Genomic DNA, 15,564 nt, shown 5'->3' on the forward strand with positions numbered 1-15,564 from the left:
TGTGGCGGTCCCCCTCATACACGCTTCCTTCCGCGATTGCATATGCTGGCAAGGAAATATTTATTTTTGCCTGTGGAGATGACGGTTATGGGGATCAAAATCAATGATATGGTCGGCCGGCAGTCTTACAAATGCGATTTGTTGTTTCGGGTTATCGATTTCACAAATATAAACGGAAAAGAGATGGCGATTTTATACGGTGAGGATTTTCGATTAATGGCAGACGCCCCGATTGAGGATTTGATCGTCATCGAACAAAAAGAACAGCTGGAAGCGGCTCGCCAGATCAGAACGCTGGAAAAACAATCATTTGAGCTTTTTCAACGAGACCTCCATTTGCTGAAGGAAAGGCAAGAATATGAAGTTACAGGGGGCTACAACGAGGAAGGATCCAATATATTTCAGCTACCTGGAAAAGTGTTGCATTTAGACGGAGATCCGGCTTTTTTAAAAAAATGTCTGGCTGTCTATGGTCAATTTGGAGTTCCCGTCAAAGGCGTACATTGCAGTGAGAAAGATATGCCGGTAAAAGTGTTGGAGCTTTTGGAACGGCATCGGCCGGAGATTCTTGTCATTACGGGACATGATTCCTATTCAAAGTCAAAAGGGAAAAAATCGGATTTAAATGCTTATCGAAATTCCAAATATTTTGTTCAAACCGTAAAGGAAGCTCGAAAAAAAATACCGAGTCTTGATCAGTTAATTATTTTTGCGGGTGCTTGTCAATCCCATTTTGAATCATTAATTAGGGCCGGCGCCAATTTTGCCAGTTCGCCGTTTCGAGTCAACATTCATGCCTTGGATCCTGTCTATATTGTAGCTAAAATCAGTTACACCCCTTTTCATCAATCGGTTAATGTGTTAGATGTCCTTAAGAATACATTAACTGGCAATAAAGGGTTAGGCGGTGTAGAAACGAGGGGAGTTTTAAGGACCGGAATGCCGTACCATTGGAATTTAGATGATTAAGCTGTAATGAAGGAGTTTCATTACAGCTTTTTATGTGCGCCCGGCATGTACATGAACTATAGGGTGTAAGTCCCGAACCCCGAAGACAGAAGTAGAGGTTAGCCAAGAGCAAGGGTGTCCGTGGTGACGCGGAATCTGAAGGAAGCTGGAGGCAAAACACCGGTCCGAGGAACACGAACCTCATATAAGGCTAGGTATGATTGAGTGAGTTTGCATAACAAAACAAAGCTCTTTCTGTCGAAGGTCATATCGAGTAAATGAGGCGGATAGATGGTGTGAAAGTGCATGTACTTACCCGGGGAGGTCTGGCGGATATGTGAAGTACTCTTCATAACCTACTTAGTGATAAGTAGCTGAACCGTCAGAAGTCAGCAGAGGTCATAGTATTAGTTGGTCTAGAACAACTAAGAAGGACCGAACAATTAAGAGAGAATAGCCCTTGGTATTCAGTGAGTCATGATGAACACAGAAAACGTAGTACCTCACTTGAGGGAGGAAGCGGTGAATCCCGTGGGAGACCTCTTGGAGGGTGGAGTGACCACTGGCATAAAGAGAACAGCTATTCACGGAAGTTATAAAGACTTGCGTCAATTATCTTAATTGAACCGCCGTATACGGAACCGTACGTACGGTGGTGTGAGAGGACGGGAGTTAATCGCTCCCTCCTACTCGATTGGATGAAAAAATTAAAGCGGTGTTTACATAAAACATCAGTGAAGTGGCATATTAGAACTGTAGAAAAAAGAAATATTTTGAAAAAATAAAAATGTTGACAGTAAGGGTTTTCGTTGATAAAATTATTAATTTATTTGACCACATGTACAAGCTGTGCTATAATAAAGGACAGTGAGGTGGAAGCAAATGCCGAAAACATTAGCCGACATTAAAAAAGCACTTGATTCCAATCTTGGAAAAAGACTTTTGCTAAGAGCAAATGGTGGTCGAAGAAAGACCATCGAGCGATCCGGTATATTAGCTGAAACGTATCCAGCTGTGTTCGTCGTTGAATTGGATCAAGACGAAAACTCTTTTGAAAGAGTGTCGTACAGCTATGCGGATGTGTTGACAGAAACAGTGGAGTTAAAATTTTACGAAGATTCAACAGGGAATATGGCATTAGGGCAGCAGTAGACATCATGTTTGCTGCTTTTTGTTTTCCAATATTGGCGGCAGCCCCCTGTTATAAATAAAGTACTTCGAAACAAAATAAATATGCGGCATAGCTACAACTTTCATCGATTCTTTATGACCGATGAGTGAACCGATCTTGCTTTTTTCGAGCTCTTTTCTCTGTATAGAGTAGGGGTTCGTTAAAGCAAGATAAAAGGGGGATGCTTATATGGGCAAAAGACGAGGAGTTATGTCCGATCGTTTCAAAGAAGAACTTGCCAAAGAACTTGGGTTTTATGATGTCGTCCAACGAGATGGTTGGGGCGGCATAACGGCAAGAGACGCAGGAAACATGGTTAAACGAGCTATCGAAATGGCCGAACATCAGCTCATTAATAAGCAACAATCTGAATAAAAGCCGCACAAAGGCCGGGAAATCAAATTCCCGGCCTTTTTTATGTGCGCCCGGCATGTACATGAACTATAGGGTGTAAGTCCCGAACCCCGAAGACAGAAGTAGAGGTTAGCCAAGAGCAAGGGTGTCCGTGGTGACGCGGAATCTGAAGGAAGCTGGAGGCAAAACACCGGTCCGAGGAACACGAACCTCATATAAGGCTAGGTATGATTGAGTGAGTTTGCATAACAAAACAAAGCTCTTTCTGTCGAAGGTCATATCGAGTAAATGAGGCGGATAGATGGTGTGAAAGTGCATGTACTTACCCGGGGAGGTCTGGCGGATATGTGAAGTACTCTTCATAACCTACTTAGTGATAAGTAGCTGAACCGTCAGAAGTCAGCAGAGGTCATAGTATTAGTTGGTCTAGAACAACTAAGAAGGACCGAACAATTAAGAGAGAATAGCCCTTGGTATTCAGTGAGTCATGATGAACACAGAAAACGTAGTACCTCACTTGAGGGAGGAAGCGGTGAATCCCGTGGGAGACCTCTTGGAGGGTGGAGTGACCACTGGCATAAAGAGAACAGCTATTCACGGAAGTTATAAAGACTTGCGTCAATTATCTTAATTGAACCGCCGTATACGGAACCGTACGTACGGTGGTGTGAGAGGACGGGAGTTAATCGCTCCCTCCTACTCGATGCAGAGAAGAGATCCTCTTTATTCCTCGACTGTGTCCTCTTTATCACTTCAAAATAAAGAACACGCAAAGATCACAGAAAAATTTCGATGAAGCGACAACCATGATAGACGGATTTTCCGATACAGGGAAAGTAAAAATTAATGAAATGAGATCGACTTTTCTTCATCTAAACCTTTGTTTTGTGTGAAGTAAAACGACTCTTTTGCATTGAATAGGAACTGTCCGTGTTTTTAAATTATTCATGATGCATGTTTACGAGGATTTTATCCGTTCGTTTTGTCTACTGTTTATTAAAAAGCTTCACAATGATATCAGCTAAGTGATAGAGTTCATGAACCCGGTCTTTTCATTGTTTTTTGAAAATGGTAAAATAACATACTTGAATGGCTATAATGTGAAAGAATACATACATTTGCATAACAACGTTTTATTTTTTCTTTAGTAAATGATTGATTGACAAATACATCGAACGATCGATTGGGATGAAGGAAAGGCACATGGGTGTTCTTTTCTGTCTCTAAATACCTTCCGATTTCAAACTGCTCAGGGCGGTTTCCAATATCAAACCATCATTCTTCGGTTCAATAGAGTAGGTGAATAAATGAAATTGCATGTAAAAGCACCGGCGAAAATCAATTTATCTTTAGATGTCCTTCATAAGAGACCTGACGGCTATCATGAAGTGGAAATGGTAATGACGACCATTGATCTGGCAGATCGAATAGAGTTAAAAGAATTACGACAAGATGAAATTAGAATTGACTCTCATAACCGTTTTGTTCCCGACGATCATCGCAACTTGGCGTTTCAAGCGGCTAAGTTGTTAAAAGAAACGTATCACATCAAAAAAGGCGTCTCCATTTCCATTGATAAAGCGATTCCGGTAGCGGCCGGACTTGCAGGAGGGAGCAGCGATGCCGCGGCTGTGCTTAAAGGTCTTAATCAAATGTGGCAATTAGGTCTCTCTCTAGAGGAACTGGCCGACCTAGGTTCTCAAATTGGATCTGATGTTTCATTTTGTGTTTTTGGAGGAACGGCGCTTGCAACCGGTAGAGGGGAAAAAATTACCCCGCTTCCAACACCGCCGAATTGCTGGGTGGTTTTGGCCAAACCCCAAATAGGGGTCTCTACCGCGGAAGTTTATCGAAATTTGAAATTGGAAGAGGTTCGACATCCGAATACGAAAGCAATGATTGAAGCGATTGTCGAGCAAAATTATGAAAAAATGTGCCAAAATGTAGGAAATGTATTGGAAAGTGTCACTTTAAAAATGCATAAGGAAGTGGCGCAAATCAAAGAACAAATGATTCGATCGGGAGCGGATGCAGTATTAATGAGCGGAAGCGGGCCTACTGTTTTCGCTCTTGTACAGCATGATTCACGAATGAATCGGATTTACAATGGGTTGAGAGGATTCTGCGGCCAAGTTTTTGCGGTTAGAATGCTGGGCGGACCGCCGACCATTGTGTAAAACCGTATATTAATGTATATTTAAAAGAAAATATTCGGTTTTAAGGAGGCGCGGTGATTATATGAAATTTCGGAGAAGTGAACGGCTCATTGATATGACTTATTATTTATTAGAACATCCCCGCGAGCTAGTATCTTTAACTTTTTTTTCGGAAAGGTACGGTTCCGCCAAATCCTCCATTAGTGAGGATTTGGGAATTTTGAAAGAAACGCTGGAGCAAAGAGGGATGGGCACTTTACAGACCATTCCCGGCGCTGCAGGTGGGGTCAAGTTTTTTTCAAAAGTAAAAGAAGAGGATGCAAGGGCATTTATTAAAGAATTATGTCAGCAATTAGAAAAACCTGAGAGGCTTCTTCCCGGTGGATATTTATTTATGACAGATCTCATTGGAAACCCGCAAATCATACACAAAATTGGGAAACTATTAGGATCCGCGTTTTCTGAAATCGAAATAGATGTGATTATGACGGTGGCCACCAAGGGTATCCCAATCGCTTACGCTACAGCTGCCCATTTAAATGTGCCAGTGGTCATTGTCAGAAGCGACAGTAAAGTAACAGAGGGACCCACTGTAAGCATCAACTATGTTTCCGGTTCGACAAAACGGATACAAACCATGGTGTTGTCAAAACGAAGTTTAAAAGAGGGATCAAGAGTGTTGATCGTGGATGACTTTATGAAGGCCGGCGGAACGATCAACGGAATGAAAAGCATGCTGGCTGAATTTAATGCCGAAGTGGCAGGCATCGCCGTTTTGGTTGAGTCCGAGCATGCAGAGGAACGATTGGTGGAAGATTATATTTCACTTGTAAAATTGCGGGATGTTGATGTAAAAAAGAAGGAAATAAAGGTAGATGAAGGGAATTATTTTACTAAAAATATTCATTTTATTTAAGGAGAGAAAAGAAGGATGAAACAAGTTGCTACGAAGAATGCCCCTGCTGCTATCGGCCCTTATTCCCAAGGAATCATTGTCAATAACCTCTTTTTCAGCTCAGGTCAGATTCCGTTGACGCCTGAGGGAGTATTGGTGGAAGGAAGCATTGAAGAACAGACAAGGCAAGTGTTCCGCAATCTGCAAGCTGTATTGCAAGAGGCGGGAGCGTCGCTGGAAACCGTTGTAAAAGCAACGGTATTTTTAAAGGATATGAATGATTTTTCCGTTGTAAACGACATTTATGCGGAGTTTTTCGGGGACCATAAACCGGCTCGATCTTGTGTGGAAGTGGCTCGGCTGCCAAAAGACGCAAAAATTGAAATAGAAGTGGTTGCACTCGTGAAATCATGATGGATAAAAAACTGTCGACATCGTCGGCAGTTTTTTTTCATGTGCGCGCGGCATGTACATGAACTATAGGGTGTAAGTCCCGAACCCCGAAGACAGAAGTAGAGGTTAGCCAAGAGCAAGGGTGTCCGTGGTGACGCGGAATCTGAAGGAAGCTGGAGGCAAAACACCGGTCCGAGGAACACGAACCTCATATAAGGCTAGGTATGATTGAGTGAGTTTGCATAACAAAACAAAGCTCTTTCTGTCGAAGGTCATATCGAGTAAATGAGGCGGATAGATGGTGTGAAAGTGCATGTACTTACCCGGGGAGGTCTGGCGGATATGTGAAGTACTCTTCATAACCTACTTAGTGATAAGTAGCTGAACCGTCAGAAGTCAGCAGAGGTCATAGTATTAGTTGGTCTAGAACAACTAAGAAGGACCGAACAATTAAGAGAGAATAGCCCTTGGTATTCAGTGAGTCATGATGAACACAGAAAACGTAGTACCTCACTTGAGGGAGGAAGCGGTGAATCCCGTGGGAGACCTCTTGGAGGGTGGAGTGACCACTGGCATAAAGAGAACAGCTATTCACGGAAGTTATAAAGACTTGCGTCAATTATCTTAATTGAACCGCCGTATACGGAACCGTACGTACGGTGGTGTGAGAGGACGGGAGTTAATCGCTCCCTCCTACTCGATTGGACTCCTTACACATAATGATTCAGCTTCTTTGATGGTTGGAAATAGAGATGGGTTCATCCATCATCCTCATTTTTTTTACCGGCTGTTTTACAAAATTATTTTGGAGACGTTAAGAGAAAAGGAGTGACTACTAAAAATTTTTAAAAAATTTTCCTATTAAAAGAAGGAAAATTAGAAATACTGTTGAATATATTTATTAGATTTTCACAAAGGAAGGGTGGTGAACAGAGTGGAAGTAACAGATGTTAGACTCCGCCGTGTCAACACAGACGGTCGTATGAGAGCAATCGCTTCCATCACTCTGGACAACGAATTTGTTATTCATGATATTCGAGTAATTGATGGCAATAATGGCTTATTTGTCGCCATGCCGAGCAAACGGACACCGGATGGTGAGTTCCGTGATATTGCTCATCCAATTAACTCCAATACTCGCGGTAAAATTCAAGACGCAGTATTGAGCGAATATCATCGGTTGGGAGAATTAGAAGAAATAGAATTAGAAGAAGCCGGAGCTTCCTAATCACATATGAAACAGCATGAGCCTACTTCATAAGTAAGGCTCTTTTTTTGCGCTTCTACCCCCCATCATTTACCATCCTTTTCTTTCCCACGCTGAAAGCATGAGTTTCCCAAGCAACCTTGAAAAGATTGTGTATTTAGGATATCATTCAATATGGATAAAAAGGTTATTGGGGGACCCTGTATGACAAATATATATGCCATTGTTTTGGCTGCCGGCCAAGGCACAAGAATGAAGTCTAAGCTTTATAAAGTATTGCATCCTGTATGCGGCAAACCAATGGTAGAGCATGTAATCGATCAAGTTTCGACTTTGAATACAGATAAGATTGTTACTATTGTAGGCCACGGCGCGGAAGCAGTAAAAGCGCAGTTGGATGGAAAAACGGAGTTTGCAGTACAGGAAGAACAATTAGGTACAGCTCATGCCGTTATGCAAGCGGAAGGGCTTTTAGGTGATAAAGAAGGAATCACATTAGTGATTTGCGGTGATACGCCGCTTATTCAGGCTGATACAATGAAAGCGCTTATCGAACACCATCAACAGCATCAATCAAGCGCTACGATCTTAACGGTTCATATGGATCAGCCGGATGGATACGGCAGGATAATCCGCAATCAGGAAGGCTTTGTTGAGCGGATTGTTGAACATAAAGACGCAACGGAAGAAGAGAGAAAAGTACAAGAAATTAATACTGGCACTTACTGTTTTGACAATAAAGCTCTTTTTGAAGCATTAAAGAAAGTAAGCAACGATAACGCTCAAGGAGAATATTATTTGCCGGATGTCATTGAAATTATGAAATCGGAAGGAAAAACCGTTGCCGCTTATCAAATCGATGATTTTGAAGAAACGCTCGGAGTCAATGATCGAGCTGCTTTAAGCCAAGCAGAGAAAATTATGAGAAGAAGAATCAACCTTCGTCATATGAAAAATGGTGTCACTATCGTTGATCCCGACCACACCTATATCGGAACGGACGTAGTGATCGGACAAGATACGATCATTTACCCAGGCACGATGATCACAGGTCACACTGTAATTGGAGAAGATTGTGAAATTGGGCCTAATAGTGAGATAAAAGATTGCACCGTAGGGGATCGAACATCGATTCGCCAATCGGTTGCATACGATAGTGCCATTGGCAGTGATGTGAAGATTGGCCCGTTCGCGCATATCCGCCCAGATTCCCAAATTGAAGATGAAGTAAGGATCGGGAATTTTGTTGAAATTAAAAAGACGGTATTTGGCCGCGGAAGCAAAGCTTCACATTTAAGTTATATAGGAGATGCAGAAGTGGGCAAAGGAGTGAACATCGGCTGCGGCTCCATTACCGTAAATTATGATGGTAAGAATAAACATAAGACGAAAATAGAAGACGGGGTTTTTGTCGGCTGTAACTCAAATCTAGTTGCTCCTGTGACAATCGGCAAAGGCGCCTATATAGCTGCAGGCTCCACGATTACGGAAGATGTCCCTGGGGATGCTTTAGCGATAGCGCGCGCCCGCCAAATCAATAAGGATGGCTATGTTCAAAAATTAAACCATAACAAATAATTTCGGAGGTCCATCATGTATAACCAGTATTTAGATCCAAATTTGAAAATCTTTGCCCTCAATTCCAACAGGGCATTGGCAGAAGAAATTGCCAATTTTGTCGGAGTGGAGCTTGGAAAGTGTTCTGTTAAACGTTTCAGCGACGGAGAAATCCAAATTAATATTGAGGAAAGTATTCGTGGATGCGATGTCTATGTCATTCAGTCAACCAGTTCTCCGGTGAATGATAATCTGATGGAACTGTTAATTATGATCGATGCCTTAAAACGGGCTTCTGCCAGAACGGTGAATCTTGTGATTCCTTATTACGGTTATGCACGACAAGATCGAAAAGCGCGCGCTCGTGAACCGATTACAGCAAAATTAGTGGCAAATTTATTGGAAAAAGCCGGTGCGACCCGTGTCATCACATTGGATTTGCATGCCCCGCAAATTCAAGGATTCTTTGACATTCCTATCGATCATTTAATGGGAGTTAAAATTTTAGCCGATTATTTCAAAAAGAAACAGTTCGACGACGATATTGTGATTGTTTCCCCTGACCATGGCGGTGTTACACGCGCTCGAAAAATGGCGGAACGCATGAAAGCACCGATTGCCATTATTGACAAACGTCGTCCAAAACCAAATGTTGCTGAAGTCATGAATATCGTGGGAAATATTGAAGGGAAAATTGCTATTTTAATAGATGACATCATTGATACAGCTGGTACAATTACATTAGGAGCAAACGCCCTTGTAGAAAACGGGGCTAAAGAAGTGTATGCATGCTGTACACATCCGGTATTATCCGGGCCGGCGATTGATCGGATTCAAAATTCCAATATCCGGGAACTTGTTGTAACCAACTCTATTGCTCTTCCCGAGGAAAAGAAAATCGATAAAATCGTGGAACTTTCCGTTGCACCATTAATGGGTGAGGCCATTATTCGTGTTCATGAAGATCAATCTGTCAGCATGCTGTTTGATTAATCCATCATCGAAAATAGGTCTTGCGGATGGTATGGATTCCAAAAATAAGGAGCAAAAGAATGAAGGGTGTGTTCGAAGCAATAATGGGCGGCTTTCCATACATGTTTTTCATGTAATGACCATGTTTAAAGATTGCCTGTTTAGGCAATTCATATAAAAGGGTTTTTACATTAAAAAACTAGAACGGGAGGATGTCTAATATGAGTGCAGTACTAGAAGTGAAAAGACGGAATGACTTGAGAAAATCGACATTAAATAAACTTCGGCGTGAAGGAAACATACCGGCCGTTATATATGGAAAGGGATTAGAAAATCAAGCGGTTTACGTAAGCAGAACAGATTTGCTAAAAACGATTAAAGAAGTGGGAAGGAATGGAATAATCACCTTAAATATTGATGATCGTGAGCAGAGCGCTGTTTTACACGACTATCAAGAAGATACGCTCACAGGCGAAATGATTCATGCTGACTTTTTTGCTGTCGATCCTTCCACGGAAATCTCCGCTGAAGTTGTGGTGGAATTAAAAGGGGAAGCTCCAGGTGTAAAAGATGGCGGTGTTTTGCAGCAGCCGTTATTTGAATTGACTGTAAAAGGCAAAGTGACCGATATACCGGATGCCATTCAAGTGGACGTTTCCCAATTGCAAGTCGGTGATACGATTACCGTAGGAGATATAAAAGAACATTATCCATTTGAGATTCAGCACGGCGATGAAGAGACGATTGTCTCTATCTTGGCTCCGCGTCAAGAAGAAGAAATCAGCACCGGCGAACAACAAGAGCCTGGCATACCGGAAAATGAAGAAGGAAGGGAAACACCGGCAAGCAAAGAAAGCGAAGGTTAATAGGTGTAAGGGCACAGCATGAAAGGCTGTGTCTTTCTTTCATAGTTGTGTTTATTACTGAAATATAACTGTGTTGGCAAAAATTTTTTACGATGAAAATCATAAGGGGTTCTATGCTTTTATCCGCTTCCCATTTCAAACATCTATTTTGACTGAATAGAGAATCTTCAGTTTAAGATAAGAAAAAGAGATTTTTATGAAAAATGTTATTTTTTTCAAGCAGGGCGGTTGCCTCGCTTTTTTTGTACATACCGCATAATATGTTAGAATGTAAAGAAGAAACTTGAGGTGTTTTTGGATGATAAAATTAATAGCGGGGCTTGGAAATCCCGGTGAAAAGTATAGAGGAACAAGACATAATATTGGATTTGATGTGATAGATGAGCTTGCACATCGATTGCAATCTCCATTGACAACTGCGAAACACAAAGGAATTTATACGATTGTACGGTCAGGCGGGCATCAAGTTTTGCTGCTCAAACCTCTTACTTATATGAATTTGTCAGGGGAAAGCATTGCCGAAGTCATGCGTTACTATAAGATAGATATCGAGAATTTATTGGTTGTGTATGATGATTTAGATCTTCCGCCCGGAAAAATTCGCTTGCGCCAAAAAGGGAGCGCAGGCGGGCATAATGGCATAAAATCAGTCATACAACATACAGGTACAGAACAATTTAAAAGGATTCGGATTGGCATTGGACGCCCTGACGGAAATAATACGGTTATTGATTATGTATTAGGAAAGTTTGACAAAGAGCAGCAGTTGATCATGAATGAAGCCGTTAAAAAGAGTGCGGATGCTTGCCTTGAATGGTTAGAGAAGCCATTTCCCGAAGTCATGAACCAGTTTAACTCCTGAAGAATGAATATCCTCGTTTCGATGTGTACATACTAAGAATAAGATGTGCACACGGAGGAGGACGTAATGGCTATTCATTATTATTGCCGGCATTGCGGCATTAAACTAGGCAGTTTGGAAAAACATATTATTAGCAGTGAAAAGCTAGGTCTTCATAAACTTGCGGACCATGAACGAAAAGAGATGGTTCAATATGAAAGTAATGGCGATATTTCTATAAAATCTATTTGTGAAGATTGCCAGGAATCGCTTGAACGATATCCGGATTTTCACCAAAATGATTATCTTATACATTGATTGAACAAGCTTTGGATGCGGTCCAAAGCATTTTTCTGTTTTTTTGTTTGGACGCCAGGAGGGGAGAATAATGTTAAAAAATTTAGAAAATTTACTTCTTACTAATGATGAAATTCAATCCATCACTCAAGGTGTAGAAATAGGGCTTTCAGAGCAGCTTATTGCCGGATTATCAGGCTCTGCGCGCTCTTTGCTCATCTCTTCCGTATATTACAAGACGAACCGTCCGACATTGGTCGTGACCCATAATTTGCTGCAAGCGCAAAAACTGTATGACGATCTTATTCAAAGCATCCCTGAAAACGAAGTGTATTTATATGCGGCCAATGAACTGATTGCGGCGGAAATCTCTATTGCGAGTCCAGAGTTAAAAGCCCAAAGGATTGAAATGTTGAATCATTTAACGACAAGCACTAAAGGTGTGTATATCGTACCGGTAGCCGGTTTGCGAAAGATCTTGCCTCCAAAAGATGTTTGGAAGAGATTTCAAAAGATGCTTTCTGTCGGGGATGAAGTAGATTTAGACAGCTTTTTGCAAGAATTGGTCGTAATGGGTTATGAACGAGCCGATATGGTGAACACCCCAGGCGAGTTTAGTTTAAGGGGAGGCATATTAGATATCTACCCGTTGACAACCCCTGATCCCATTAGGATCGAATTTTTTGACACGGAAATTGATTCGATTCGCACGTTTTCCATTGAAGACCAACGTTCCATAGAAAATTTAAAGGAAGTCAGCATTGGCCCGTTTTCCGAAATGCCGCTCGATCGTGATCAATTGGTGATAGTGGGCGATAGGCTTCAAACAGCGCTGGCAAACAGCTTGAAAAAGGTGAAGAATGAAAAAACAAAAGAACTTCTCACTCAAAATATTGGAAATGATGTTGAGAGATTAAAAACAGGCAGCCTTCCAGATCAAATGGCCAAATATATAGCGATTGCTTATGAACATCCTGCAAGTTTAATAGATTATCTTTCGGACAGAGGAATCGTGTTTTTTGATGAGTTAAGCCGAATTAATGAAATGAATGACTCGCTGGAAAAAGAGGAAGCAGAATGGTATACGTCACTCATTGAAGAAGGTCAAATGGTACATGACTTGCAAGTGTCCCATTCGCTAGCGGATCTCTTGTCATCGATAAAGATGCCACGGCTCTATTTTTCTTTGTTTTTAAGGCATATTCCTCATACCAATCCGCAAAATATTGTGAATTTGTCTTGCAAACCAATGCAAAACTTTCATGGCCAAATGAATGTCTTAAAGGCGGAAACGGAACGATGGAAACATGGAAAATATACAGTTGTCTTTTTGTGTTCCAGCAAAGAACGAATGAAAAAATTCCAAAGTGATTTAGAAGAGTATGAGATTGAAGCTTCATTGCTGGAGGAAGAAGAGAATCTGTTTATCGGCAATCATCAAATTCTATATGGGAATTTGCAAACGGGGTTTGAACTTCCTTCTTTGCGGCTTGCCGTGATTACAGAAGAAGAATTATTTAATAAAAAGGTAAAACAGTCCAAGAGAAGGCAAAAACTTTCGAATGCCGAGAGGATAAAAAGCTATTCGGAATTAAACGTCGGGGATTATGTGGTCCATGTGAATCATGGGATCGGAAAATATTTGGGGATTAAAACATTGGAGATCAACGGAGTCCATAAAGATTATCTCCATATTAAGTATCAGGGAACGGATCAATTATATGTACCGGTTGATCAAATTGACTTAGTTCAAAAGTATATTGCTTCCGAAGGAAAAGAACCGAAGATTTACAAGCTAGGAGGCAGCGAGTGGAAGCGGGTTAAAAAGAAAGTACAATCGTCTGTTCAAGATATAGCCGACGATTTGATCAAGCTTTATGCAGAAAGAGAAGCATCAAAAGGATATGCTTTTTCTCCTGATGGCGACTTGCAGCGGGAGTTTGAAGCGGCTTTCCCTTATCAGGAGACGGAGGATCAATTGCGCTCTATTCAAGAAATTAAACGGGATATGGAAAGAGAACGGCCGATGGATCGATTGTTGTGCGGAGACGTTGGATATGGAAAAACGGAGGTAGCTCTAAGAGCGGCTTTCAAAGCAATTATGGACGGAAAACAGGTGGCTATGCTTGTTCCCACCACGATATTAGCGCAGCAGCATTATGAAACGATGAAAGAGCGCTTTCGAGGATATCCGATCAATATTGGAATGTTAAGCCGATTTCGAACACGAAAACAAATTCAAGAAACCATTAAAGGAATTAAAAATGGAACGATTGATATTGTAGTCGGCACGCATCGGCTATTGTCCAAGGATGTTCAATACCATGATCTAGGCTTGCTGATTGTCGATGAAGAACAACGTTTCGGAGTGACGCATAAAGAGCGGATCAAGCAATTAAAAACGAATGTAGATGTATTAACGCTAACGGCTACCCCTATTCCTAGAACACTGCATATGTCGATGTTAGGCGTAAGAGATTTATCGATCATCGAGACTCCTCCTGAAAACCGGTTCCCGGTTCAAACGTACGTGATGGAGTATAACGGAACGGTTGTCAGAGAAGCGATTGAAAGAGAATTGGCGCGGGACGGACAAGTTTTCTTCCTTTATAACCGAGTAGAAGATATTGAGCGGAAAGCGGAGGAAATATCTTTACTTGTGCCGGATGCGCGCGTTACGTATGCCCACGGACAAATGACCGAGTCTGAGCTGGAAGATGTCATTTTAAGCTTTCTGGAAGGCGAATACGATGTGTTGGTGACAACAACCATTATTGAGACGGGAGTCGATATCCCAAATGTCAATACACTAATTGTATATGATGCCGACCGGATGGGGTTATCGCAGCTATACCAATTAAGAGGCCGAGTGGGCCGATCCAACCGAATCGCTTATGCTTATTTTATGTATCGAAAAGATAAAGTTCTTTCAGAAACGGCAGAAAAGCGTCTGCAATCGATCAAAGAGTTTACGGAATTGGGGTCGGGATTTAAAATCGCAATGCGCGATTTGTCGATTCGGGGAGCAGGAAATTTATTAGGCCCTCAGCAACATGGATTCATTGATTCAGTGGGATTCGATCTATATTCGCAAATGTTGAAAGAAGCGATTGAAGAAAGAAAAGGAATCACTGTGGAAGAAAAACCGCCTGTTTTTGAAGTGGAACTGGATATCGATGCTTATATTCCGGATGCTTATATTCCAGACGGACAGCAAAAAATTGAAATGTACAAACGGTTCCGTGCTCTTGAAACGTTGGAAGAGGTGGCTGAATTGCAAGAGGAAATGGTCGATCGTTTTGGTGAATATCCGAAAGAAGTAGAATATTTATTCCGAGTGGCGGAAATGAAAATCTTTGCGAAAGACGTTCATTTAGAGTCCATTAAGCAGACAAAAAATGAAGTGACGATTCTAGTCAGTGAAAAAGGGACACCGCTTTTAGACGGATCAAAAGTGGTAGAATTATGCCAAACATACGGTCGGATGATGGGATATGGAATGGACGGGTATAAATTAAAAATTACGATGAATATTAAAAATGTTCCTGTAGAAAAATGGTTTTCTATTGCTTACAACATTATTCAAAATTTAAAAGAAGCAAAAAAGAAAGCCTCTTGAATAAGTCGGCACCCGAAAGGAGCCATTGACCTGTTTGCCGTGAAGTGAATGCTGTTTTTTGATCCGTTCCTCTTATGCAAAATGATGAAAAATTTTTATGGATAACTGTTGAAAAGAGTATAAACTGAAAATAATGCCTCGCTTGAAATATTTTTTTTCAATAGAAAATTCTCACTGAAAGTGAATAGAACTTCTAAGTTGTTAGATACTAACATCAACAAAAAGAATGATTGTAAAACTGGCAAGCAAATAATGGATTGCCAAAATATCATCTGATGAAAGCGAGGC

The 15,564-nt window shown here is 41.3% G+C and carries 13 protein-coding genes; all 13 read left to right on the forward strand.

Annotated elements, in window-relative coordinates:
- Positions 1-87: 87 nt before the first annotated feature.
- The 13 genes from yabG (at position 88) to mfd (ending at position 15,276) form a co-directional block, all read left to right on the forward strand.
- Entirely contained in the window at positions 88-969 is an 882-nt protein-coding gene (yabG, locus tag NST81_RS00260) for a sporulation peptidase YabG (protein WP_341027631.1), read from the forward strand.
- 861 nt (positions 970-1,830) lie between these two features.
- On the forward strand, positions 1,831-2,100 hold the full coding sequence (gene veg, locus NST81_RS00265) for a biofilm formation stimulator Veg (RefSeq protein ID WP_048622332.1): 270 nt from the start codon (positions 1,831-1,833) through the stop codon (positions 2,098-2,100).
- Positions 2,101-2,308: 208 nt separating this feature from the next.
- The gene (locus tag NST81_RS00270; RefSeq protein WP_003352318.1) at positions 2,309-2,494 is read left to right on the forward strand and encodes a small, acid-soluble spore protein, alpha/beta type; all 186 of its coding nucleotides are present in this window, start codon (positions 2,309-2,311) and stop codon (positions 2,492-2,494) included.
- Positions 2,495-3,780: 1,286 nt separating this feature from the next.
- Entirely contained in the window at positions 3,781-4,650 is an 870-nt protein-coding gene (gene ispE, locus NST81_RS00275; protein ID WP_003352317.1) for a 4-(cytidine 5'-diphospho)-2-C-methyl-D-erythritol kinase, read from the forward strand.
- A gap of 61 nt (positions 4,651-4,711) precedes the next feature.
- Positions 4,712-5,545: a pur operon repressor gene (gene purR, locus NST81_RS00280; protein WP_003352315.1), complete on the forward strand. Its 834-nt coding sequence runs from the start codon at positions 4,712-4,714 to the stop codon at positions 5,543-5,545.
- A 15-nt stretch (positions 5,546-5,560) separates the two neighbouring features.
- Positions 5,561-5,938 (forward strand): RidA family protein, encoded by a 378-nt coding sequence (locus NST81_RS00285; protein WP_003352314.1) that lies wholly within the window; start codon positions 5,561-5,563, stop codon positions 5,936-5,938.
- A 913-nt stretch (positions 5,939-6,851) separates the two neighbouring features.
- Positions 6,852-7,145 (forward strand): septation regulator SpoVG, encoded by a 294-nt coding sequence (gene spoVG, locus NST81_RS00290; RefSeq protein ID WP_003352313.1) that lies wholly within the window; start codon positions 6,852-6,854, stop codon positions 7,143-7,145.
- A 183-nt stretch (positions 7,146-7,328) separates the two neighbouring features.
- On the forward strand, positions 7,329-8,702 hold the full coding sequence (gene glmU, locus NST81_RS00295; RefSeq protein ID WP_003352311.1) for a bifunctional UDP-N-acetylglucosamine diphosphorylase/glucosamine-1-phosphate N-acetyltransferase GlmU: 1,374 nt from the start codon (positions 7,329-7,331) through the stop codon (positions 8,700-8,702).
- 15 nt (positions 8,703-8,717) lie between these two features.
- Complete coding sequence (locus NST81_RS00300; protein WP_048622335.1) at positions 8,718-9,674, forward strand: ribose-phosphate diphosphokinase; 957 nt, start codon at positions 8,718-8,720, stop codon at positions 9,672-9,674.
- Between the two features lie 200 nt (positions 9,675-9,874).
- Entirely contained in the window at positions 9,875-10,519 is a 645-nt protein-coding gene (locus tag NST81_RS00305; RefSeq protein WP_048622336.1) for a 50S ribosomal protein L25/general stress protein Ctc, read from the forward strand.
- 301 nt (positions 10,520-10,820) lie between these two features.
- Positions 10,821-11,381: an aminoacyl-tRNA hydrolase gene (gene pth / locus NST81_RS00310; RefSeq protein WP_270583677.1), complete on the forward strand. Its 561-nt coding sequence runs from the start codon at positions 10,821-10,823 to the stop codon at positions 11,379-11,381.
- Positions 11,382-11,447: 66 nt separating this feature from the next.
- Positions 11,448-11,678, forward strand: a complete 231-nt coding sequence (locus tag NST81_RS00315) for an anti-sigma-F factor Fin family protein (RefSeq protein ID WP_003352307.1) — start codon at positions 11,448-11,450, stop codon at positions 11,676-11,678.
- Positions 11,679-11,748: 70 nt separating this feature from the next.
- Positions 11,749-15,276 (forward strand): transcription-repair coupling factor, encoded by a 3,528-nt coding sequence (mfd, locus tag NST81_RS00320; RefSeq protein WP_341027638.1) that lies wholly within the window; start codon positions 11,749-11,751, stop codon positions 15,274-15,276.
- Positions 15,277-15,564 lie beyond the last annotated feature (288 nt).

The organism is Bacillus sp. FSL W8-0223, from assembly GCF_038006805.1.
GTDB classification, from domain to species: domain Bacteria; phylum Bacillota; class Bacilli; order Bacillales; family DSM-4216; genus Bacillus_O; species Bacillus_O smithii.

Bases quoted from the DNA above. Each gene is read 5' to 3' on its own strand.
- yabG (WP_341027631.1), top strand. From the start codon at position 88: ATGGGGATCAAAATCAATGATATGGTCGGCCGGCAGTCTTACAAATGC.
- veg (WP_048622332.1), top strand. From the start codon at position 1,831: ATGCCGAAAACATTAGCCGACATTAAAAAAGCACTTGATTCCAATCTT.
- NST81_RS00270 (WP_003352318.1), top strand. From the start codon at position 2,309: ATGGGCAAAAGACGAGGAGTTATGTCCGATCGTTTCAAAGAAGAACTT.
- ispE (WP_003352317.1), top strand. From the start codon at position 3,781: ATGAAATTGCATGTAAAAGCACCGGCGAAAATCAATTTATCTTTAGAT.
- purR (WP_003352315.1), top strand. From the start codon at position 4,712: ATGAAATTTCGGAGAAGTGAACGGCTCATTGATATGACTTATTATTTA.
- NST81_RS00285 (WP_003352314.1), top strand. From the start codon at position 5,561: ATGAAACAAGTTGCTACGAAGAATGCCCCTGCTGCTATCGGCCCTTAT.
- glmU (WP_003352311.1), top strand. From the start codon at position 7,329: ATGACAAATATATATGCCATTGTTTTGGCTGCCGGCCAAGGCACAAGA.
- NST81_RS00300 (WP_048622335.1), top strand. From the start codon at position 8,718: ATGTATAACCAGTATTTAGATCCAAATTTGAAAATCTTTGCCCTCAAT.
- NST81_RS00305 (WP_048622336.1), top strand. From the start codon at position 9,875: ATGAGTGCAGTACTAGAAGTGAAAAGACGGAATGACTTGAGAAAATCG.
- NST81_RS00315 (WP_003352307.1), top strand. From the start codon at position 11,448: ATGGCTATTCATTATTATTGCCGGCATTGCGGCATTAAACTAGGCAGT.
- mfd (WP_341027638.1), top strand. From the start codon at position 11,749: ATGTTAAAAAATTTAGAAAATTTACTTCTTACTAATGATGAAATTCAA.